Here is a 23,062-nt window from a genome sequence, read left to right as displayed (position 1 = left end):
ATAAAATAGCGTAAAATATCATCATGTAAAAATGTGATAATTAAGCAAAAAACATCAATATATACTATATCAGACTATTACTTAACTGTCAATAGATTCTGGAATATTTGTTGTATTTTATTTTTCCTGAAGCTTCCGGGAGGAAGCGTTTACCGGGAAAGGGGAGATGGAGAGTTTATGGATCCGAGTCAGTGGGACAGGGAAGCGAAGCGTCTTGCACAGGTTTATCAAAAAATCAGGAGGGAGCTTTCCCGCAGATCGTCCGAGGTGCAGTCCTATCGGACGTCTATTTTGAAAACCAGGCAATCGATATGGGAGGAAGGGGATCATACATGGAACTACGGGGATACGGATGCTGCGGTGGAACTCAAGCAGTCCATGGATGCCCTCAAACAGGAAAATCAGAGATTTCGGATTGCCAGAAATCAACTGAATAAACTGGAGAGGCTGAAAAAGTCCCCTTATTTTGGAAGAATTGACTTTATGGAAAATGGCAGTATCGATACCGAGCAGGTTTATATCGGAATTACTTCCTTTTTTGATGAACGGGGAAACATTCTCATCTATGACTGGCGTGCGCCGATTTCCGGCATTTTCTACGACTATGAACTGGGCCCGGCATCCTATCGCTGCATGGATGGCGTGATAGAAGGCCGTGTTAATCTGAAACGCCAGTATCGGATCACGGAGGACCGGCTGGACTATATGCTGGATACCGGCATCAAGATTGACGATGAGCTTCTGCAGGAGATTCTGAGCAAGAACACCGATGAAAAGATGCGCAACATTGTCAACACCATTCAAAAGGAACAGAACCGCGTGATCCGGGATGAAGGTCATCAGCTGCTGATGGTGCAGGGGGTCGCAGGCAGCGGAAAGACTTCCATCGCACTGCACCGGATTGCCTGGCTGCTGTATCAGTATCGGGATGAGAACATGACTTCCGGAAATATTCTGATCTTTTCCCCTAATACCGTATTCAATGACTATATCTCCAATGTGCTTCCGGAGCTGGGAGAAGAGAATATGCAGCAGACCACCTTTGATGAATATATTGCGAAGATGGCCGGCAGGGGACTGACCTATGAGACCAGCAGCGAACAGATGGAATATATCCTGGCCTCCGGACAGCGGGAAGATCAGCTTCCGAGAATGTGGGGCATCGCCTATAAGTCTTCGGTTGATTTTTATCATCTCCTCAATGGCTATGCCCGTTATCTGGAATTTCAGGCCATGCGGTTTCACGATATTGCCTTCCGGGGCGAGACGCTGGTATCCGTTGAGGAGATCAGGCAATTGTATGAAGAGGACTATGCACCTCTTCCCCTGGCAAAAAGACTACAGAAAATCAAAAGTCGCCTGTATTACCGGATCCGGCCGGCATGGTACCGGCGGTGGAAGGAATTATGGGATGAATTTCTGGGCTCCCCGGAATACAGGAGCAATGCAAAAGCATACAGCCGGTTATTTGTCTACAGGGAATTTAAGAAAGTCCGAAGGGAAATTGAAGATATGCTGCAGTTTGACGGGTATCAGGCTTTTAAGGAGCTGTTTTCCAACGTGGATCTGTTTGTTTCCCTGGCAGGCGAACATCTGCCGGAACACTACAGGGAGATCTGTGCAGATACCGCTGCCCGGTTTTCCCGAAAAATACCGGGTTATGAGGACATTGCCGCTTTTGTATATCTAAAGGGAATGTTGGAAGGCGTTCCCGAGATGGGACAGATCCGCCATGTGGTGGTGGACGAAGCGCAGGACTATACCCCGATTCAGTATGGAATCCTGAAGCAGCTGTTTCCCGAAACGAAGATGACTCTGCTCGGAGATTTCAATCAGGTGATTAATCCATTGAAGGGGGCTTTCCAATACCGGACGGTTACGGAAGTCATAAAGCCACACAGCCAGGCGGTTTTGAAGCTGGTCAGAGGGTACCGGTCCACGGCGGATATCGTGAACTTTACCCGTTCGGTGCTGAAGGACGGGCAGCAAATTGAGTCCATTCAGAGGCATGGGGAAAAGCCCCGGCTTTATCAGGCGGAGGTCAAAGGGGAATTGACGGAGCAGCTGGTGAAGGACATCCGGGATCTGGCAGATGAAGGCATGGAATCCATAGGCATCATCTGTAAAACGGCGGAAAAGAGCCGACGGCTTCATGACGCAATCAAAAAGAAGCTGCATGTTTCCCTGCTGACCAGGGACGACGTCAATTTCAGCAAAGGAATTGTCGTTCTTCCTGTATATCTTGCAAAGGGACTGGAATTTGATGCGGCGGTGGTATATGGGACAGATGCGGAAAATTATGGTCTGGAGAGAGACCGCAGATTGTTTTATACGGCGTGTACCCGGGCGCTGCACCGGCTCCATCTGTTTGCGGAAGGAGAGCTGTCCCCATTTTTCAGGGATATCCCGCAGAAATACTATGAACGTTTGTAACGCATAAGGACACATCCGGCACTGAGACATCCTGTCGTTTATTCGACAGGATGTTTGTAGGATACGACATATAACACAATTGTTACAAGTCATTAAGCCTTTGTTAGAGTATGAAAATATGACAACTATTTATACATTTCACGCGTCTCATATGGTAGAATGGGAAATGGAAAAGAGCCTCGGTTATTTTGAGGAATCCACTCGGAAGATGTCTTTTCCAAAGGGAAAGGTACCCATTCATATAGCTGTAATATAGGGGCATAAATATTGCTGTATGCATATACTTACTATAGGAGTGCAGCAGATATGGGGGCGCGCAGATGATTAAAATTACCAGGAAACGCAGGTTTGCAGGAAGGATGACATTGCTCTTTCTGATTTTGAATATATCTGTCATCTTTCTTTTTCATAAAGCAACCGGGTCGGCTGTTTCCAGTTCTGAAGGAGAATCCTACGGGGGCGAAAGCTATGGATTGGCGGCAAGTCTGATGAATAAGCCATCTGCCCTGCCGGTTCAAAAAAGCATCGTCGGGGACCGGCTTGGAGAGCCGGTGTATCAGGGAAAAAAGAATCCAAACGAAACAAATGGTGCAGCATCCACGTCCGATCCGGCATCTACATCCGGCCCGCAATCCACACCTGCAGCCGGCCCGGTATCCACATCCAATCCAGGATCAGCATCCGGCCCGGAACCCCGGACTTCAGCAGATCCGGGGAATGCGTCCGGTACAATTCCGGCCGTGGAGGCCAGTACGCAGCAGCTGCAGGCCACGCTGGACGGCATTTATCATCAGGAGGGAGAGAAGACAGCATACCTTACGTTTGACGACGGTCCAACCCCCTCTCAGACAACCCCCGTTCTGGATATCCTGAAAGCGGAAGGAATCAAGGCAACATTCTTTTCCATTGGATCCAATGCCGAACGTTATCCGGAGATGATAAAAAGGGAATACGCAGAGGGACATGGGATCGGATCTCACAGCTACAGCCATGAGTTCAGGCAAATATACAGCGATCCCAAAATTTATATGGCTGAAGTGGTGCGCTGCGAGCAGATCCTGAAGTCCATACTGGGACAGGACAAGGAATTCAAGCTGACCCGGTTCCCGGGGGGATCCTTTGGAAAGACTCTTGCGCCCTATCGGGAAGCGGCCAACCATGCAGGCTATGTGTATGTGGATTGGAACAGCCTGAATGGGGATGCGGAAACCCGTAAACCCCGCTCTGCAAAACAGCTGATTGCCCGGCTGGAGGACACCGTCCATCATCAGAACGGATTGGTTGTGCTGATGCACGATGCTCCGGGGAAACAATCCACTGTAAAAGCCCTGCCGGAAATCATTCATTATCTGAAGTCCAAAAATTATCGTTTTGAACGGATCCCGGGCTCACGTTCCAACAGCCTTGCACCCTAATCCTTTTTTTTCGCCTTACGGAACAGGGACAAGCTGCCAAAACCAGCAATGACGGAGATGTAAAAGCCGAAATCATACCACCATCCGGTATTTGCCGTTTCGTAAATCCGTATGCCTTTTCGAAATATGGATAAGATCAGCGAAACCGGAGCAATCCAGCCATGCCATATTCCCCAGAAAAACCCGGCCGGGTGCGCCGGCGTATTCCTGCCGTCTCCCGGTACACAACCGGTCAGAGCGGGCAGCAACAATAGTATCATAACCGGGAGCAGCAGCATTCTTTTCCTTGTTCTCTTTTTCATCATACCATGTCCTTTCTTTTTGATGGAATAAACGAAAACAGAGCCTTTTCTCCGATAAATTCCAATTGTCCGGCAATCCGATCCTCCTACTTATCTATTCTGCTTCCGAGGGGAAATCCCTTTCGGAACCTTCCGAAAGGAGAACCTTTCTTCTGAAAATTTTCCTTTTGAAATACTTTCCTATCGTGTATAATATATCTGTAAAAGGTTTCAAAAGAAACTGAGGTGTGCATTGTGGCCGGACTGAAAAAATTGCTGAACACACTGCTGGAATGGGTCGGGCTGATTGGCTTTTCCTTTGTCCTTGCCATTCTCATCAATTTATTTATCATGCAGCCCATAAAGGTGGATGGAAAGTCCATGTATCCCACCCTGCATGACGACGATTTCGTTCTGCTGTCCCGTATTGGCAAGACGCTGCATCTTCATCCGAAGTATGGGGATATCGTCGTTGTGGATCACCGTACAGACCGGGAACGATCCCTGCTGGATGACCTTTCCGATATTCGTATTTTTCATCGGTTGGGAAGCCGGGATCTGTGGATTAAGCGGCTGATCGGGCAGCCGGGTGATGTGATTGAAATCCGGGCGGGAGCGGTATATCGGAACGGAAAGCTCCTGGAGGAGCCCTATCTTCTGGATCAATTCACATATGGTCCGGATGAGCGGTTTGTCGTACCGGAGGGTTCTGTTTTTGTGATGGGGGACAACCGCAATAACAGCATGGACAGCCGGAAAATCGGATTTATCCCCTGTGCCAATATCAAAGGCACCATGGTGGCGGATATCAGCAAGCTGCTGCGGTAAGACAGTTTGGTTCTTGCCGGAACAGGAGAAAATGTGTTATCATGGAAAGAGAAATGAATAGACAGTTCGCAACCATCCTGTCTTGAAACAAAACTATGGATTTCATACGGGGCACCGTATCAGGGGCATTTTTGTTTGGTAAGGCGGAAATGCCTTTTTTGTTATGCTTTTTTATTGCCCGTTTTTTCATTGCGAAAAGTATGGAGAGAGGGGGTTGCCGCTGAAATGGAGGAAGAAATAATTGAAAAATACACGTTTTCTGGTTCAGGCAGCGGTCATTGCTGCCATTTATGTGGTGCTGACCCTGCTCTTTTCGCCCATCAGCTTTGGGGAGAGTCTGATCGAATTCCGGGTTTCAGAGATGCTGACCGTACTTCCCTTTTACACGCCGGCTGCCATTCCAGGCCTTTTTATCGGGGTACTCCTGTCCAATTTGTTCAGCCCGGTGGGGCCGATTGATGTGGTCCTGGGCAGTCTGGCTTCCCTGGTTGCCGCCTTTCTGTCCCGAAAGATGCCGAAAAAAGCACTGGTTCCACTGCCGCCGGTTGTTGTCAATGGTTTGATCATTGGAGGAATGCTTCATTATGTCTATCATTTTCCTCTGTGGATTTCTGTTTTGTCCGTTATGTTTGGACAAGTGGTGACCTGTTATGGGCTGGGGACTGTCCTGATGCTGGTTCTGGACAAATACAGCAAATATCTGTTTCCTTCCGGGCGGAGCTAAGCCTGAAGTATATCAGGCAATGGACTGAGGGATCAGAACAATTCCCTCCGGTGGAGTTCAGCCGTGACAGGCAGCCGGTGTTCGGCTGCCATGCACTACGCCTGCTTTTTGGTTTTTACGTCAAAGGCGACTGCCAGGATGAAGATGATTCCCTTTACGATATACTGATAGGAGATATCAATTCCCATCAGGTTCATTCCGTTGGTCAGAGACATGATCACGAGAGCGCCGATGATGGTATTGGTGACAACGAAGCGGGATGAATATAGTTCCGGGATAGTATATAATAGTACTTGTACGGCCGGTACAGCAGATGGATTCGGACTGCTGCAGCCGGCATCTGCGCCGGCAGATGTCTGGTTGCAAGAAGCCAACCCGTTTGGGGACTGCCGGCCGCATGGAAGGAGGAAGCGACGGTTTGGGGATTCATTATATTACCGGGCGTTCCGGCAGCGGGAAGACCATGCAGGTATACCGGGAGATCCGGAGGGCTTTGGAACGGGGGGACAGCCGCCTGATCCTTATGGTTCCCGAGCAGTTTACACTGCAGGCCGAGCGGGATCTGATCCGGAAGCTGAATCTGCCCGGACTCCTGGATGTGGAGGTGCTGAGTTTTTCCCGCCTCGCCCACAGGGTATTCAATGAAGTGGGAGGACTGACACAGATCCATATCAATGACCAGGGCAGGCGGATGATTTTGCGCAGGCTTCTGGATTCCTGCCGGGATCGCCTCACGGTTTATAAAACGGTATCCGGACAAAGCGGTTTTATCGAACAGATCAGCGATCTGCTGGCGGATCTGAAACAGCACGATATCATGCCGGAGCAGATGCGCCGGCAGGCGGAGAGACTGGACTCCAACGAGCTGCTTTCCGGAAAGCTCAAGGATACGGCCCGGATCTATGAGGAATTCAATCGTTATCTGAAGGATCGGTACATTGATTCAGAGGATGCGGTGAATGCCCTGATTGAACGGATGGATCAGTCCTCGTTTCTTTCCGGTGTGCGGATCTGGATGGACGGTTTTGACTATTATCCGCCGCAGACCATCCGGGTGATGGAAAAGCTGGCGGTCCTGGCCCGGGATCTGACGATTACCTTTACTGTTGGTCTGGATGACACCGGCAGGGATCAGGATGTTTTCCGCGTTCATGCCCTCTCCCTTCAAAAAGTGCGCCGGATGGCAAAGGAACTGCACAAAAAGGAACGTTTCACTCATCTTGCCGGTTCCGGAAGAGGACCTTTCCGGGCCACGGGGGCTCCGGAGATCCGTCATTTGGAGCGGGAGCTTTACCATTACCCTTATCGGACCTGGCCGGATGCAGTACATCATATTGAAGCATTTGCCGGCAACAATCCGGAATCCGAAGTGGAAAATCTGGCAGCCCGGATCGTCTCCCTTACCTGGGAGAAGGGCTGGCGTTACAACGAAATGGCCGTTGTTTCCGGTGATATGGAAACCTATGGCGGTATCATCAAACGGGTTTTCCCGGAATATGACATTCCCTTTTTTCTGGATGAAAAACGGCCGGTGATGGAGAATCCTGTCGTGGATCTGGTCCTGACCGTTTTGCATGTGGTAAGACGCGGCTACCGGTACGATGACGTTTTTAAACTGCTGAAGACCGGATTCTGCGGCCTGTCCACCGACGAGACGGAGCAGCTGGAGAATTACTGTCTGGAATTCGGGATCCGGGGCAAAGGATGGCAGGAACCCTTTATCTATGGGGAATCGGATGAAACCCTTGCGGCATTGAATGACTACAGGAAGCGGTTTGTTTCCCCCTGTCTCCTGCTGGAGAAACGCCTGAAACGGAGCAGTACGGTGGAAGGCATGGTAAAGGCCCTGTATCAGTATCTGACGGAGATTCATCTGCAGGAGCAGCTGAGGGAATGGATCCGGGAACTCCGGGAAATGGGAAAGCTGGATCAAGTCAATGAGAACGCCCAGATCTGGAACATTATCATGGAGACTCTGGATCAGCTGGTGGAGATTCTGGGGGATCAGAAAGTTTCTTCGGAGGGATTTTATCGTATTCTGGAATCCGGATTTTCCTCTCTGGAAGTTGGCATGATTCCTACGACGCTGGATCAGGTTCTGGTGGGGGATATTCGCCGGTCCAAGAGCCAGGATGTCCGGGCACTGTTCGTTGTTGGCTGCAATGACGGGATCCTGCCTTCCGGAAGGCAGGAGGAAGGCCTTCTGGCGGCAGAGGAACGGGACATGCTTTGCAGTATGGGAATGGACCTGGGCGGAAGCACCGAGCTGCTTTCTGCGGAGGAACGATTCGGCATCTACACGGCATTCTGCAAGCCCTCCCACTTCCTGTCGGTCAGCTATGCCGTTTCCGACGCGGAAGGCAGGGCACTTCGTCCGTCCATTCTGATGGATCGGCTGAAAAAGCTGTTTCCCCGGCTGGAGATCACGGGAGACCGGCATGTGGACACAGAACCGCTGATGCGGATTGTTACCCCAAAGAGCACATTTCCCCATATGGTGTGCCATATGCGGAGCCTTGCAGACGGCAAGCCGGAATCGGATTTGTGGTGGCTGGTCTATGATTGGTATTTCCGGCATCCGGCCTGGGAAAAGAGAAGACAGGATCTGGAAAAGGCACTGTTTTACCGAAATCAGGAGGCACCGCTTGGCCGGGATAAGGCAGCGGGACTGTATTCCCTCCCGATTCGGGCCAGCGTGTCCCGGCTGGAGCAGTATGTCCATTGTCCTTTTTCCCATTTTATCAAATACGGCCTGCGGCCCGGAGAAAGGAAACAGTATGCAGTGGAAGCGCCGGACATCGGAGAACTGTTTCATCAGTCCATTGAGGGATTTACCGCAGAGGTTGCGGAGGAAGGACTGGATTGGCGGACACTGGATGATGAAAAGTGCGGGGCTATGATCGATAAAATCATGGACCGGATCCTGCCGGAGCATAACCATGGAGTGCTGCTGAGCACCCATCGCTATCAATATCTGGCGAAACGTCTGAAACGCACCGGCAAACGGGCGGTATGGCTTCTGACCGATCATATCCGGCGGAGCAGCTTCCGTCCCATTGGAAACGAAATCAGTTTCGGAACCAGGGGGACGTATCCGCCTATTGAGATCGAGCTTCCGGGGGGAGAGAGAATGTATCTGGAAGGCAGGATCGACCGGGCGGATATTTACCGGGAAGGGGAGGACGCATACCTCAGTGTCGTCGATTACAAATCCGGTACAGAGAGCTTTGATTTGTCCGATGCCTATTACGGGCTGAAACTGCAGTTGCTTGTTTATCTGGAAGCACTGCTGGAGATGGAGCAGCGAAAGATCAACGGAAAGGCCCGGCCCGGAGGAATCTTCTATTTCCGGATCGACGATCCCCTGATCAACACCCAGGAGCAGGTGGCGGATGTGATTCAGGGCGAGATCCGCAAAAAGCTGAAACTGAAGGGACTGGTTCTGAAGGATGTCCATGTTGTTCAGTGCATGGACCGTGATATAAACGGGTATTCCGAAGTCCTTCCCCTGGGGATTAAAAAGGACGGAACCTTTCACAGTCGTTCTTCCGTTTTGGAGGAGGAGCAGTTCTTCCGGCTTCTGGGTCATATCAGACGGCTGATCCGGGATATCGGCGACGAAATGCTGCACGGAAACATACGGATCGAGCCGGTCCGGAAAGGAAAGGAGACCGCATGCCGGTTTTGCCCCTATGACGGGATCTGCCAGTTTGACAGCCGTCTGGAGGACAACGGATACCGTCTGATCCATCCGCTGAAGGATAAGGAGGTTCTCCGGAAAATAGAAGAAGACGACCGGAAACCAACGTAATAAGGGAAAACGATGAAAGTAATGAAAAGAGAACGATGGAATGCATAAAACGAGAACGATAACGGTAAGGGAAGGGGAAAGGGTTCATGCCAAAATGGACGGTGGAACAGCAGGCAGCCATCGATGCCAGGGACTGTAACCTTCTGGTGGCAGCTGCAGCCGGTTCGGGCAAAACAGCGGTCCTGGTGGAGAGGATTCTGCAGCTGATTTTGAAGGACGAAGCGGAGTTGGACCGTCTTCTGGTGGTGACATTCACCAATGCAGCAGCAGGGGAAATGCGCGAGAGGATCGGAGCGGCCCTGATGAAGGCTCTGGATGAAAACAGGGGAGACAGCAGGCACTTAAGACGGCAGATGAACCTTCTGCCCAAGGCTTCCATCAGTACATTGCATGCTTTCTGCATTCGCATCATCCGCCAGTATTTTCATGTTATCAATCTGGATCCCGGCTTTCGGATCGGGGATGACACGGAGTGCAGCCTGATCCGGCTGGATGCCATCGACGATTTGTTTGAAAAGGAATATGAAAAAGGTTCGGAGAAATTTTACGGCCTGGTGGAACGTTTCGGAAATAACCGGCAGGATACACCGCTTCAGGATCTTGTGCTGAGGCTGCACGGCTTTATCCAGAGCAAGCCCGATCCGGAGCGGTGGATGGAGGTGCGGGTACAGGATTTTGCCCTGAAGGAGGAGGAAATCGGGGCCAGCCCCTGGTATCAGGCGTTATTGTCCCAGATCCGTATGGATCTTGCCGGGGCCATGGATCTGCTGCAGGATGCCCTTGCGCTGTGCAGAAAGCCTGGCGGGCCAATGGCTTACGAGGCGAATCTTCTGGACGACCTGTCGCAGCTGGAGGATCTGCTGTCCCTGACACAGCACAGAGGCCTTCGGGCATGCTGTCAGGCTTATCCGGGAATCAAGTTCAAAAATCTGAAACGGTGCGGCAGGGATGTGGAGGACTCCCTGAAGGAAGCGGTTCAGGAGCAGAGAAATCAGGCAAAGGCAATCTTCAAAAATCTGGGCGACGGCTTTCTCTCTGTGGGACTGGAACACAGCGTGGAACAGCTGAACGAACTGTATCCTTACATGCAGTATCTCTGTGATCTGGTTTTTAAGTTTGACCGGGAGTACAGGCGGCAGAAACAGGAGCGGGGAATCATTGATTTCAATGATCTGGAGCATTATGCCCTGGATATTCTCAAGAATGAAGAGGTGGCAGAGGAACTCCGCAGCAAATATTCCTATATTTTTGTGGACGAATACCAGGACAGCAACCTGGTGCAGGAGACCATTGTAAATAAGATTGCAAGGGAAGACAATCTGTTCCTGGTGGGGGACGTGAAGCAGAGCATTTACCGGTTCCGGCTGGCCGATCCGTCTGTTTTTCTGTCCCGGTACCGCGCCAGTCTGCCAGAGGAGGGGACCAAAAACCGCCGGATCGATCTGAATCGGAATTTCCGGAGCCGTCCATCCATATTAAATGCCGTCAATTATCTGTTCCGGAATATTATGTCCGCGCAGTTCGGGGAAATGGATTATGATGGCAACGCTGCCCTTTATCCGGGTCTGAATACGGAAGATCTGCCGGATCCGGAAACGGAGCTTCATCTGGTGGAAAAGGCGGAGGCAGGAAAGGAGGACCCGGACCCGGACACGGAAAGCCTGAGTGATATTGAAGTGGAGGCAGGGATCGCTGCGCAGCGGGTTCAAAGTCTGGTTGGCACGGAACTTCCGGTGCCTGGCGAAAAAGGCGGCCAGGGGGTCCGCACGGTGGATTATCGGGATATTGTGGTTTTGATGCGAAGCACAGTCGGATGGGCCTCCGTTTTTCAGGAGGTATTTGCGGCGGCGGGAATTCCGGTCTATGCGGATGTGAACACCGGTTATTTTGAAGCTCTTGAGGTGAAAACGGTGATCGCCCTGCTGAAGGTCGTCGACAATAAATGTCAGGACATCCCCCTGCTGACCGTTTTGCGCTCTCCCATCGGAGGATTCTGCGCAGATGACCTGATCCGGATCCGGACGGTCAGCCACGGGCGGTTCTTCTGGCAGGCCGCTACGGAATATGTAGCAAACCGGGAGGACAGGCTGTCCCGGCGGCTGAGGGATTTTTACGGAAACATCGCACAGTGGCAGATGGCATCCCGCTATCTTTCCATGGAGGACTTTATCTGGAAGCTTTATACGGAATCCGGCTATTATTCCTATGTGGGGGCCATGCCCGGCGGAGAACAGCGGCAGGCCAATCTGCGGATCCTGTTGGATCGGGCCCACCAGTTTCAGCAAACTTCCATAAAGGGACTCTTCCGGTTTATCCGGTTTATTGACAAGCTGCAAAACAGCAGCGGCGACATGGGAGCGGCCCGGATTCTGGGTGAAAATGAAAACGTGGTACGTATTATGAGCATTCACAAAAGCAAGGGTCTGGAATTTCCAGTGGTGATCGCAGCAGGGCTGGGGAAGCAGTTCAACCGGATGGACACCAATGCCGACGTGCTGTTTCACAAGGATCTGGGGCTGGGTCCGAAGTATGTCAACCCGGAAACCCGGCAGACCTGTGACACCATCGCCAGGTCTGCCATGAAGCAGGTGATCCGCATGGAAAGTCTGTCGGAGGAAATGCGTATTTTATATGTTGCCTTTACCCGTCCGAAGGATAAACTGATTCTTCTGGGTTCGGTCCGGGACTTGGGCAAAGCAGCAGGGAATTGGGCAAAATCATTTACTCCCTATTCCCTTTCCCGGGGAAAATGCTTTTTGGATTGGATCTGTCCGCCTCTGATCCGGCATCCGGACGGTAGCCCCCTGCGGGAGCTGGCAGGCGCTGCGGAAACGGAAGAGTCTCTGGCGGAGGATCCGTCCGTGTGGAAGGTAGAGCTTCATGACAGGGGAGAAGTCACCGGACTTGCCAGGGAAGGGGCTCAGAACAAAAAGGCGATGCTGTACCGACTGGAAAATCCGGAGGAATATTTGAAATCCCTGGAAGAGGAAAAGGATTCAAAGCCTGCTGAGAAAGATACCCGTAAAGATTTGGGGAAGAAAGACGCAACGCAGGCGGATCAAAAGGATTTGGGTGACCAGGAGAAGGATCTTTTGGAGGAAAGCAGGAAAACCGTAAATGACCGATTTTCCTGGATCTATCCACATCGCTGTTCCATCACCGTTCCATCCAAGCTTTCGGTAACGGAAATTAAAAACATGCAGGGTCTGCGGGGAGCGGAGCTGCCGGGGAAAGAGGATACTGTGGTAAAAGTCCTTTCGGACCCGATGCCTTCCCTGATCGATCACCCCGGATTTCTGGAAAGCAGCCGGAAATTCACAGGTGCAGAAAGAGGGACCATTGTCCATTTTGTCCTGCAGCATCTGGACTTGTCCCAGGTGGATAATGAGGAGAAAATTCGCCGGCAGATATCCGGAATGGTGGAGAAGGAGCTTTTGACGCAGGAAGAGGCGGAAGCGGTGGATGTCGGCATCCTGGATTCCTTTTTCTGCAGCAGGACCGGACTGCGCATCCGGAATGCAAAAGGTGTCCGCCGGGAGGTTCCCTTCAACCTGCGGAAGAAGGCGTCCGAGGTCATGGAAGGAATGGAGACAGGTGATGATAACCTTTTGATTCAAGGGATTATGGATTGTGTCTTTGAAGAGAATGGACGATGGATCCTGGTTGATTATAAGACCGACTACGTGGATCCCAGGGGAGGAGTCCGGAAGCTGGTGGACCGATACCGGGTGCAGATCGATTACTATACGGAGGCCTTGGAGAAAATCACCGGCAAGCCGGTGGGAGAGCGCATTCTCTGCCTGCTCAGCATCAATCAGGCGGTTTCCCTGTAGATTTATTCAGCAGAATCCCACCGGACGATATCCTCAAGAGGTTTGCGTCTCGTTCGATGCCGGTCGGCAGAATCCGTTTGTGCCGGATAACCCAGAGGCATCATGACAACCGGCTCCATGTATTGCGGCAGGTTCAATGCTTTTCGGCATATTTCCGGATCAAAGGCACCCAGCCAGCAGGTGCCAAGTCCCAGGTCTGCTGCCGCCAAAGTCATATGATCGGTTGCTATGGCGATATCCACATCACCATAATCCTTGTTGTCGTTCTGTCGTTTCCAGGATTGGGAATGATCGCAGCATATCACCAGGATAACCGGTACCCTGGCAAACCAATCCCTTGGGTAAGCTTTTACCAGATCCGCTTTCCATTGCGGATCCCTTGCAGCAAAGATCTGCCAGGGCTGCATATTGCATGCCGAGGGGGCGATCCTTGCAGCTTCCAGTACCTGGAGTAACTTTTCCTCCTCCACTTCCCGGGGGAGATAGCTCCGGACGGAACATCTTTTCTTTGCAATGTCCAAAAAACTCATATTTTATCCTCCTTACCGGGGTGCCGGAAAGTATGTATATTTTCTTTGCTTCACTTTAAAATACAATTGTCTTTCCACAAACAATGGCACCACCACTATTATTATATCAAAACAGATCCCGCATTCAACCTGAAATTGTCAGATTATTTAAAAATGTTTGAAATATGGCGGCAACCGCTTTGATTGCTTTATGCGCTGAAGAAGATAATCACTCTGATGCCGCAGGGTGATTTTTTTATCCTGAGGTTTCCTTTGTATCTGCTTAATCCAGTTAATCCAGCTCGGACATTCCGGTATAAAGCTGATAATATCTGCCCCTTGCGGCAAGCAATTCTTCATGATTGCCCCGTTCCAGTACAGTTCCATGCTCCAGCACCAGTATGGCTTTTGCATTCCGTACGGTGGAAAGCCGGTGTGCGATCACGAATACGGTACGTCCGGCCATCAAACGATCCATTCCGGATTCGATCAGTTTTTCCGTATGGGCGTCCACGGAACTGGTGGCTTCATCCAGAATAAGAACCGGCGGATCGGCTGCGGCTGCGCGTGCTATGGACAGGAGCTGTCTCTGCCCCTGGCTCAGATTGGTTCCGTCATTGGTCAGGACGGTGTCGTATCCCTTCGGGAGGCGACGAATGAACGAATGGGCGTTGGAGAGCTTTGCGGCTGCCACTGCCTGCTCCCGGGTGGCTTCGGGGTTTCCGAAGCGGATGTTGTCCAGAATGGTTCCGGAAAACAGATGAGTGTCCTGCAGGACCACGGCAATGGAGCGCCGCAGATCCTCCTTGCGGATATCCCGTACATCTATTCCGTCGTAGGTGATGGAACCCGATATCACTTCATAAAATCGGTTGATCAGGCTGGCGATGGTTGTTTTGCCTGCGCCGGTGGATCCGACAAAGGCAATTTTCTGACCGGGCTTTGCATACAGGTTGATCTGATTTAAAATGGGTCTGCCGACTTCGTATCCGAATGCCACATCATGGAATCGGACATCCCCTCTCAGGGGAATACGCTGTCCGTCCGGTTTGCACCATTCCCAGCTTTTTGCGGCGCCTTCCTCAGTGGGTTTGCGCAGCAGGGTTATTTTCCCGTTATCTACCTCCGGCTTCTGCTCCATGACTTCCTGAATCCGCTCTGCTCCGGACAGGGCAGCCAAAAGGAAGTTGAGCTGCTGGGAGAAATGATTGATTGGCATCGCTGTCTGGCGTACGTAGACAAGATAAGCGGAAAGACTGCCCAGATCCATATGCCCGCTCATGACCAGAAAAGCACCGAGGCAGGCAGTGATGGCATAGTTAAAATAGGAAAGACTGACCACCACGGGTACGGTGACTCCGGAATACGTGACGGCATTGGTTGCAGCATCCCGAAGCATTTCGTTCCGATGGGAGAATTCCTTCATATTGTTTTCTTCATGGTTAAATACCTTTACAACTTTCTGGCCCGCTGTCATTTCTTCGATAAACCCGTTCAGGCTTCCCAGGTATTTTTGCTGACGTGTGAAAAAGGAATGGCTCTTTTTACCGCTGTAGCGGATGAACAGGAACATGCAGAAAAAAGTTGTCAGAACAATGAGGGAAAGCCTTGGACTCAGGATCGCCAGCATGGTGAAGGTACCGACGAGAATCACAAAATTCTGGATCACTACGGTAAAGCTGTTGTTCAGGGCATTGGACAGGGTGTCGATATCGTTTGTAAACCGGCTCATGAGCTCTCCATGGGTATTCGCGTCAAAAAAGGAAAGCGGCAGGGTCTGCAGTCTTCGGAAAAGATCGTTCCGGATCTCCAAAATCACCTGCTGTGCGGTTTTGACCATAAGCTGGGTGTATCCGTAGGAAGAAGCCACTCCCGCAAGATAAACCGCTCCCAGAAGAACAAGTATCCGCGCCAGCCCGGCAAGGTTCCCGGGAAGGATATATTGGTTGATGATGGGCTTGATCAAATACACTCCGTATACATTGGCTCCGGCGCTGATGAGGGTCATCAGGGAGACAAGAACAAGCGCAGCAGTGTGCTGTTTCAGATATCCTCCGATAAACGCAAGTGTCCCGCGAATGTTTCTTGGTTTGTTGCGTCTTATCTGATTTGCCATTATTCCAAAACTCCTTTTTGCTGGAATTCATAAATATCCCGGTAAATTTCGCTGCTCTTCATCAGCTCATCATGTGTGCCGGCGGCGCTGACCGTTCCGTTGTCCAATACCACAATCTGATCGGCATCCTCAATGGATCGGATCCGCTGGGTAATAAAGATCTTCGTCGTATTTTTCAGCTCCGAAGCGAGTCTGTGACGGATCCTTGCTTCCGTTGCCGTGTCCACGGCGCTTGTGGAATCATCGAAGATCAGCACGCGGGGCTGCTTCAGTATGGCTCTGGCAATGCAGAGGCGCTGTTTCTGCCCGCCGGAAACATTCACTCCGCCCTGTCCCAGATCCATGTCATATCCTTCCGGCATGCGGGAAAGAAATTCATCTGCACAAGCAATCCGGCAAGCCCAGTCCAGATCTTCATCCGTTGCGTTTTCGTCGCCCCATTTCAGGTTTTCACGGATGGTCCCGGAGAACAGGTTGTTGTTCTGCAGTACCATGCCCACGGCATCCCGCAGATGAACCAGGGAATATTCCCGGACATTGTGCCCGTCGATTTTCAGGACCCCTTCGGAAACATCGTACAGTCTTGGAATCAGCTGCACCAGGGAGGACTTGGCAGATCCGGTTCCTCCGATGATTCCGATGGTCTGCCCGGCGCCGAAATGAAGGTTGATATGGGAAAGCACATATTCCTCTGCAGTTTCCTGGTATTTAAAGGAGACATCTTCAAAATCAATTTCTCCGTGATGCACGGTATAGGAACCGGGGCCGTCGTGGATGGCGGCAGGCTCATCCAGTACTTCAAAAATACGCTGTGCGGAAGTTATGGACCGGCTGAGCAGGAGAAAAACATTGGAAATCATCATCAGGGAATTCAAAATCTGCAGTACATAGCTTAAAAAGCCGGTCAGCACACCGACCTTCATAGTCCCCTGATGAATATAGTTTCCACCCAGCCACAGAATGCAGAGAATCGTCGCATACATAACAGCCTGGAAACAGGGAAGGTTCAGGACAGCATAGTGGAAGGACCGTTCTGCTGTCTGCCGGTACGCTTCGTTGCCTTCGCTGAATTTCTGATACTCACTGTCGCCCTTTACATAGGCTTTCACGGTACGGATGGCTCTGAGGTTTTCCTCCACGATGGCATTTACTTCATCCAGGGCCTTCTGCATTCCGGCATACATGGGACCCAGCTTTCGGAGAATCAGAACCAGACAGGCGGCCAGAACAGGCATGGCCACAAGGAATACGAGGGCAAGCTGCGGACTCATGGTGATGGACATGGCGAGAGCCATGACCATCATGACGGGGCCGCGAACCATTGGACGCAGGCCGGTGCAGGCTGCGTGCTGCAATATGGTAATATCGTTGGTTAAGCGGGTAATCAGCGAAGGAACGCTGAAGTGGTTCATGTTGGAAAAAGAAAACCCCTGCAGTTTTCTGTACTCCGCCTTTCTCAGTTCCGCGCCGAATCCCTGTCCGGCTTTTGCAGAAAGGTGGGCATACAGCACTCCAAGGGCCAGTGCGACCAGTGCGCAGCCTGCCATGGCGGCGCCTTTTCCCAGGACATAGCTTTTGTCCCGGTTTGGAATACCGATATCAATAATCTCCGCCATGAGTATGGGAATCACGAGTTCAAAAACGGCTTCCATTGCGACACAGAAGACGCTTCCTGCCAGTTCCCTGCGGTAATTGTGAAAATAAGCGGCCAATCGTTTCAGCAAAATATTCCTCCCCAATGCTGTCTTCTTGATAGATTATTCTTAAATGATTTCCATTTTAATCAATCGGAAGATACGATCTCCATTATATAATAAGGAAAGGCAGGATGCAAATAGGAAAGCCGGAATCATTGCCCGGTTTTCTCCTCCCCGTTGAAGTTTGTCGTGTAATCCAGTCGCATCAGGATGTTCTGTTCGTAATCGCCGTATTTTTCTCCGAAGATGGTGATACCCCCCACATTTTCCGCATCTTCTGCGATGCCAATCCGGACAGTGATATAATCGTTGTCCTTCAGGTCCAGCTGGTCAATTGTCACATCGGATACGCGGGCTTCATCGATAAAGGAACCGTCAGCGTTTACTTTCCAGGTTTTGAGCAAACCATGCTGTGTGCTGGCGTCCGGCCACCATGTGGGATTCAGTCTGCCTCTGCGCCCGCCAAGATCGCCGGGACTTCTCCAGGTGCCAACCGCAGTTCCATTGATCCACAGGGTGATATCCGATGGCCAGTTGTTCCGGTAATTCGGTGCTTCCGAGCATATTTCCATAGAGAGTTCCATGGACAGCGGATTTGCATGGAGCAGGATGCTGTTGGGAAACCGGTATTCTACATATCCATTTCCAAGCCACAGGATCTGCGCTTCCGTCCGCAGCGGATTGTAGAAGGCTCTTGGACTGTCATCGGTATCGATAAAGGATTTTTCACTGGCGAGGCCGCAGGTTGGCTGAATTTTACAGTCCACATAGTTGCCAATGGGCATGTTGATTTCAAAGAGATTGCTCAGATTGTTTTCCGGATTGGCTAAATTGATATGGACGACATCGATCTTTCGGCTGCAAAGCTTCATGGATCCCCGGATGCCTGGCTGCAGTTCGGTACGAATCAGATCGGCATCCTCCAGCACTTTGACATGCATGGCTGCTGTGGAGACCGGCATATCCAGTCTTTCGGCAATCTCATTGATGTTGTAGCTGCCTCGGTTCAACAGATTGATAATCTCAAGCCTGCTTTCAGAAGCCATTGCTTTTGCCGAAACAAACAGTTTTTGTCTGTCGTGTATTCCCAATATGATTTCTTTGGGCAATTGTCATCCCTCCCGTTAATGGTTGTAAGCTTACCCTTTTGTGATTCATTATACTTCATATTTTTCTACAAATCATGAAAAACAGCTTCACGCGATTCATTATATACAGAAAATATAGAATAATGCACAGTAAATGTTTTACATATGCTATCGATAGAATCACTTACTTTGTTGAAATATACAATTTATAAATAAAATCTACTATGTGTATTGACATATACAGAAACATAGTCTAAACTAATAGTTGAAAAATAAATCTCGCTGTACCTTATTATATACAATATTTTTGTTATAGTCCATGTATTTTGATTTTCTTAGTTGGAAAAGGTGGATTGGACAGTTTTGAATTGAGCATTGCCGGGAATGAGGAAGACTGGTACATAGGGGGATAGGGTAATGATGATCATGAAAAAGGGAAGAAGTCATTTCGCGGGTTGGACCGCAAGGCTTACAGCATGGATACTGTGTGCTGCTTTACTGCCTGGTGTGGCGGTTCCCGGTACGGCTGTTGCTTCAGATGCCGCGAAAGCGGATGTACCGGATTTACGTCAGATCTACCTTTCCATGGACGATATTCCGGATAATGATTATTATCACTATATCAGCAGACAGGGGAATCAGTTCTATAAAGGGGAAGAGATCCTGTGCCCGGTTCAGGAGCTTGTCGGAGGCGGTGAACTGGAGGACGGCGGTATTCGAATGGATCCCGGTCAGACCAGGGACTTTCAAATCCAGGCTCCTGAGGAGGGGCTGTATCAAATCGGATTTCAGTATCGTACGGCGGATGAAGATATCCTGCCGGGCGGAGTGGCCATAATGGTGAACGGGGAATATCCCTTCCCTGAGATGAAAAGGCTTTCCGTGGACAATACCTGGGCGGACGAAAGTGATTCCTTCCCCTATGACCGTTATGGGAATGAAGTCATGGCGATCCCGGTGAAGCAGCATACCTGGAATCATACATATCTGTTCAGTGAAGACCATCTTTTCAGCACGCCTCTGGTCACCGCCCTGAAGGAAGGGACCAATACGCTTTCCGTCACCTGCACGGAAGAGGCACTGCTGATCGGCGATTTCACCCTTTCCGCAGCAAGGCAGCCGGAGGAATCCTTCCCGGAGCCACCGAAAGAACGATCGGGAAAGCCGGATGGGAACAGGCTGATTCCCATTGAGGCGGAGCACATGACCAGGCGAAACAGCCCCAATATCCGTCCGGACAGCATCTATGACACTTCTCTGACTCCATATCATGCTAAGAAGAAAGTGCTGAATGTTGTTGCCGATTCTTCCTTTAAGTCAGGTGGAGACCGGATCGAATATGATTTTCAGGTAAAGGAAAGCGGCTGGTATCGGATTGGCTTCCGTTATCGTCAAAGTGACAAGGCAAATTTTCCTGTATTCCGAAATGTCTATGTGGATGGAAAAATACTTTCTGATGCGTTTCAAAATATGCCGTTTCCCTATACGACTAAATTTGAGAACCAGATTGTTACCAAAGCGGACGGGAAAAAGGCGGCTGTTTTTCTGGAGAAAGGTCCGCACACCATAGCAGTGGAAGTTTCTCTGGACCATGTACGGGATGCGATCCGGATTCTGACAAAGGTAACAGACGAAATGAATCAGCTGGCCCTGGACATTGGCAGGATCACCGGTGGCAATACAGGCCGGTTCCGGGATTTCCGGCTGAAGGATTTCAATTTTGATGTCACTGGAAAGCTTCATTACTGGAAAGAAATCATAGATGAAGTATATCGTTTCCTGGCATCTTTCAACCCTGGCGTGGACAATATCGGAGAGTTGGCACCTCTCAAAATGGCAGCCCGGATCATGACGGACCTGGCAAAGGAACCCGATGAACTTCCAAAGAAAATGGATGCTTTCAATCAGGGTACCGGCTCCGCCCGGCAGAACCTGACCACGATGATTGAACAATTGAATCAAAGCCCGCTGGGACTGGATAAGATTTTCATTTTTCAGGATGGGAAACGGCTTCCGGAGGGAATGGGTTTCTTCCGGGGGACGACAGAAAAAGTCCGGCGTTTCTTTTATTCCTTTGGCGAACAGGAATATACTCCGACCTATCAGGACGATACCGATCATCTGCAGGTCTGGGTCAGGCGGCCAAGACAGTATCTTGAAATGATACAGAAAATGGCGGATACCGACTTCAAATCAAAATATGGCATCGATGTGGATCTCTCCATCATGCCGGATCAGAATAAACTGATTCTTGCAAATGCCTCCGGAAAGTCTCCGGATGTGGCCATGGCCATCGGATCCGGTCTGATCTATGATCTGGCGATACGTGGAGTTCTGGCGGATATGAGGAAATTTGACCGCTTCCGGGAAGTGGGGCGTCGGTTCGCACCGGGGATGCTGATACCAGGGGTTGCAGATGACGGGCTGTATGGGATTCCGGAAACATTCAATTTCTGGGTCATGTTTTACCGAAAGGATATACTGGATTCCATGGGTCTCAAGCCTCCGGACACTATGGAGGAAGTTCGGCAGATGCTGCCGCAGCTTCAGCGCAGAGGACTGAATTTCAACAGCCATGTTTCCAATTTTGTCGGGACCAAGCCCTTTGCCGCAACTGTTCCGTTTATCTATCAAAACGGCGGTACACTTTTTGATGAAAAGAAAATGCGCTGCAATCTGGATACGGAGGAAGCGCTTCGGGGCATGACGATGCTCACGGAAAACTATACGATTTATGATATGCCCTATGAAGTACAGAGCTTTTATCAGAGCTTCCGGGACGGCCGGATTCCCATTGGTATCGCGGATTATGGAATGCTGAATCTGTTGACCAACGCGGCGCCTGAGATCGCAGGTATGTGGGAAGTGGCACCGTATCCCGGAGTCCGGGACAAAACCGGGAAGGTGCAGCGGTGGACGCTGGGCTCTGCGGAAAGCGATGTAATTTTCGAGAACAGCACAAGGAAGGAAGAGGCCTGGAAATTCCTGGACTGGTGGACATCCACCGATGTCCAGACCCGGTTTGCCAATACCCTGCAATCCACTCTGGGCAACGAATATCTGTGGAATACCTCCAACCTGGAGGCAATGGCCAATACGCCATGGATCCGAAAACACAAAGCCATTCTGGAGCAGGTGAAATGGACCAGGGAACCGCCCAGGATTCTGGGAGGATACATGATAGAAAGGGAACTGAGCAATGTGGTGACGCAGACGGTCATGGAAGGCGAAAATGTCCGTTCTGCCATGGATGAAGCCATAAAGCGGATCAACCGGGAGATTACCAGAAAGCTGGAGGAGTTTGGCTACCTGTCGGATGGCCAGGTGGTAAAGACCTTTCAGGTGCCGGATATTGATACAGTGAGAAAGTGGGTGGAGTAAATGGAAGGTCATCTGGCAACAGGAAAAGAAAGAGTGGTAAAGCCGAAGGTTCCACCACGGGAGCAGAGGCACAGGCTGAATCCTGCTTTTGTGTTTCTTTTTCCCTACATATTGTTGTTTACTATATTTATTGTCATACCGGTGACCCTGGCTATTCTGCTTTCCTTTACGAATTTCAATGCGGTGCAGGTTCCCGATTTTACCTATTTTTTAAACTACATCAATTTGCTGACACAGGACTCCATATTCATGCAGTATGTTCTGCCCAATACCATCCTGTTTGCCGTCATTGTCGGGCCGGTGGGCTATGCCCTTTCCTTTTTCCTCGCCTGGTCCCTGAGTCAAATTCAAAAAGTACCGAGAACCATCCTGGCGCTGATTGTCTACTCTCCGTCCATGACCTCCGGCGTGACTATGGCCGTAATCTGGAAGATCTTATTCAGCGGAGACCGGATGGGGTATCTGAACAATCTGCTTTTGGATCTGGGCTGGATCACCGAACCGATTCAGTTTCTTCAGTCCCCGGATTTTCTGATGCCTATCATGATTATCGTGGCCCTGTGGGGGAGCATGGGGGTGGGATTTCTCGCAATGCTTGCAGGTCTTTTGAACTATGACAGCAGTATTTATGAAGCGGCCAGCATTGATGGCATACGGAATCGAATGCAGGAAGTATTTTATATCACGATTCCCATGATGAAGCCGCAGATGCTTTTTGGTGCAGTTATGGCCGTGGTCAATACGTTCCAGGTCGGGAATATCGGAGTGGCGCTGAGCGGGACAAATCCCACCCCATCCTATGCGGGACAATTGATTGTCAATCATATAGAGGATTATGGATTTATCCGTTATGAGATGGGATATGCCTCCGCCGTTTCCGTTGTTCTGCTCCTCATTATCTATGGGGCGTCCAAATTGGCCAGAAGAATGTTTCGGGAGGATTGAG

Annotated in this window: 14 protein-coding genes; 8 read left to right on the top strand and 6 right to left on the bottom strand. The window is 50.6% G+C overall.

All coding sequences use genetic code 11. The features are described from left to right. The first annotated feature begins 177 nt into the window (after nucleotides 1-177). Both helD and QBE55_01970 read left to right on the top strand, forming a co-directional pair. On the top strand, nucleotides 178-2,433 hold the full coding sequence (helD, locus tag QBE55_01975) for an RNA polymerase recycling motor HelD (GenBank protein ID WZL78958.1): 2,256 nt from the start codon (nucleotides 178-180) through the stop codon (nucleotides 2,431-2,433). Between the two features lie 320 nt (nucleotides 2,434-2,753). After that, nucleotides 2,754-3,848, top strand: coding sequence for a polysaccharide deacetylase (locus QBE55_01970; GenBank protein WZL78957.1), 1,095 nt, complete (start codon nucleotides 2,754-2,756; stop codon nucleotides 3,846-3,848). On the opposite strand, the gene QBE55_01965 is transcribed toward QBE55_01970, so the two are convergent. After that, nucleotides 3,845-4,150, bottom strand: coding sequence for a hypothetical protein (locus tag QBE55_01965; protein WZL79842.1), 306 nt, complete (start codon nucleotides 4,148-4,150; stop codon nucleotides 3,845-3,847). The two genes, QBE55_01970 and QBE55_01965, sit on opposite strands and share 4 nt — an antisense overlap. A gap of 234 nt (nucleotides 4,151-4,384) precedes the next feature. Here QBE55_01965 and lepB point away from each other — a divergent pair, with 234 nt between their 5' ends. Further along, nucleotides 4,385-4,957, top strand: coding sequence for a signal peptidase I (lepB, locus tag QBE55_01960; GenBank protein WZL78956.1), 573 nt, complete (start codon nucleotides 4,385-4,387; stop codon nucleotides 4,955-4,957). 241 nt (nucleotides 4,958-5,198) lie between these two features. Further along, the gene (locus QBE55_01955) at nucleotides 5,199-5,681 is read left to right on the top strand and encodes a QueT transporter family protein (GenBank protein ID WZL78955.1); all 483 of its coding nucleotides are present in this window, start codon (nucleotides 5,199-5,201) and stop codon (nucleotides 5,679-5,681) included. 95 nt (nucleotides 5,682-5,776) lie between these two features. Here the strand turns inward: QBE55_01955 and QBE55_01950 are convergent, their stop codons facing one another. Further along, nucleotides 5,777-6,055 (bottom strand): hypothetical protein, encoded by a 279-nt coding sequence (locus QBE55_01950; protein WZL78954.1) that lies wholly within the window; start codon nucleotides 6,053-6,055, stop codon nucleotides 5,777-5,779. Nucleotides 6,056-6,099: 44 nt separating this feature from the next. On the opposite strand from QBE55_01950, the gene addB reads away from it, so the two are divergent. Further along, the gene (gene addB / locus QBE55_01945) at nucleotides 6,100-9,492 is read left to right on the top strand and encodes a helicase-exonuclease AddAB subunit AddB (GenBank protein ID WZL78953.1); all 3,393 of its coding nucleotides are present in this window, start codon (nucleotides 6,100-6,102) and stop codon (nucleotides 9,490-9,492) included. 86 nt (nucleotides 9,493-9,578) lie between these two features. Further along, entirely contained in the window at nucleotides 9,579-13,325 is a 3,747-nt protein-coding gene (gene addA, locus QBE55_01940) for a helicase-exonuclease AddAB subunit AddA (GenBank protein WZL78952.1), read from the top strand. Nucleotides 13,326-13,327: 2 nt separating this feature from the next. Here the strand turns inward: addA and QBE55_01935 are convergent, their stop codons facing one another. The 4 genes from QBE55_01935 to QBE55_01920 all read right to left on the bottom strand — a co-directional run bounded on the left by QBE55_01935 (nucleotide 13,328) and on the right by QBE55_01920 (nucleotide 18,756). Continuing rightward, nucleotides 13,328-13,855 (bottom strand): nitroreductase family protein, encoded by a 528-nt coding sequence (locus QBE55_01935; GenBank protein WZL78951.1) that lies wholly within the window; start codon nucleotides 13,853-13,855, stop codon nucleotides 13,328-13,330. 271 nt (nucleotides 13,856-14,126) lie between these two features. After that, nucleotides 14,127-15,950 (bottom strand): ABC transporter ATP-binding protein, encoded by a 1,824-nt coding sequence (locus tag QBE55_01930; protein ID WZL78950.1) that lies wholly within the window; start codon nucleotides 15,948-15,950, stop codon nucleotides 14,127-14,129. Then, entirely contained in the window at nucleotides 15,950-17,602 is a 1,653-nt protein-coding gene (locus tag QBE55_01925; protein ID WZL79841.1) for an ABC transporter ATP-binding protein, read from the bottom strand. The genes QBE55_01930 and QBE55_01925 overlap by 1 nt, the downstream gene beginning before the upstream one ends. A 197-nt stretch (nucleotides 17,603-17,799) precedes the next feature. Further along, nucleotides 17,800-18,756 (bottom strand): ArsR family transcriptional regulator, encoded by a 957-nt coding sequence (locus tag QBE55_01920; GenBank protein WZL78949.1) that lies wholly within the window; start codon nucleotides 18,754-18,756, stop codon nucleotides 17,800-17,802. Nucleotides 18,757-19,152: 396 nt separating this feature from the next. Between QBE55_01920 and QBE55_01915 the strand changes: the two genes are divergently transcribed. Together QBE55_01915 and QBE55_01910 are read left to right on the top strand one after the other, a co-directional pair. Beyond that, nucleotides 19,153-22,116, top strand: a complete 2,964-nt coding sequence (locus QBE55_01915) for an extracellular solute-binding protein (GenBank protein WZL78948.1) — start codon at nucleotides 19,153-19,155, stop codon at nucleotides 22,114-22,116. Continuing rightward, nucleotides 22,117-23,061 (top strand): sugar ABC transporter permease, encoded by a 945-nt coding sequence (locus QBE55_01910; GenBank protein ID WZL78947.1) that lies wholly within the window; start codon nucleotides 22,117-22,119, stop codon nucleotides 23,059-23,061. Nucleotide 23,062 lies beyond the last annotated feature (1 nt).

It is taken from the genome of Eubacteriales bacterium mix99 (genome assembly GCA_038396605.1).
In the GTDB taxonomy this organism is placed as follows: Bacteria; Bacillota; Clostridia; order Caldicoprobacterales; family DTU083; genus UBA4874.
The sequence above is the reverse complement of the archived record's forward strand: the minus strand, read 5'-3'. Positions and strand labels throughout refer to the sequence as shown.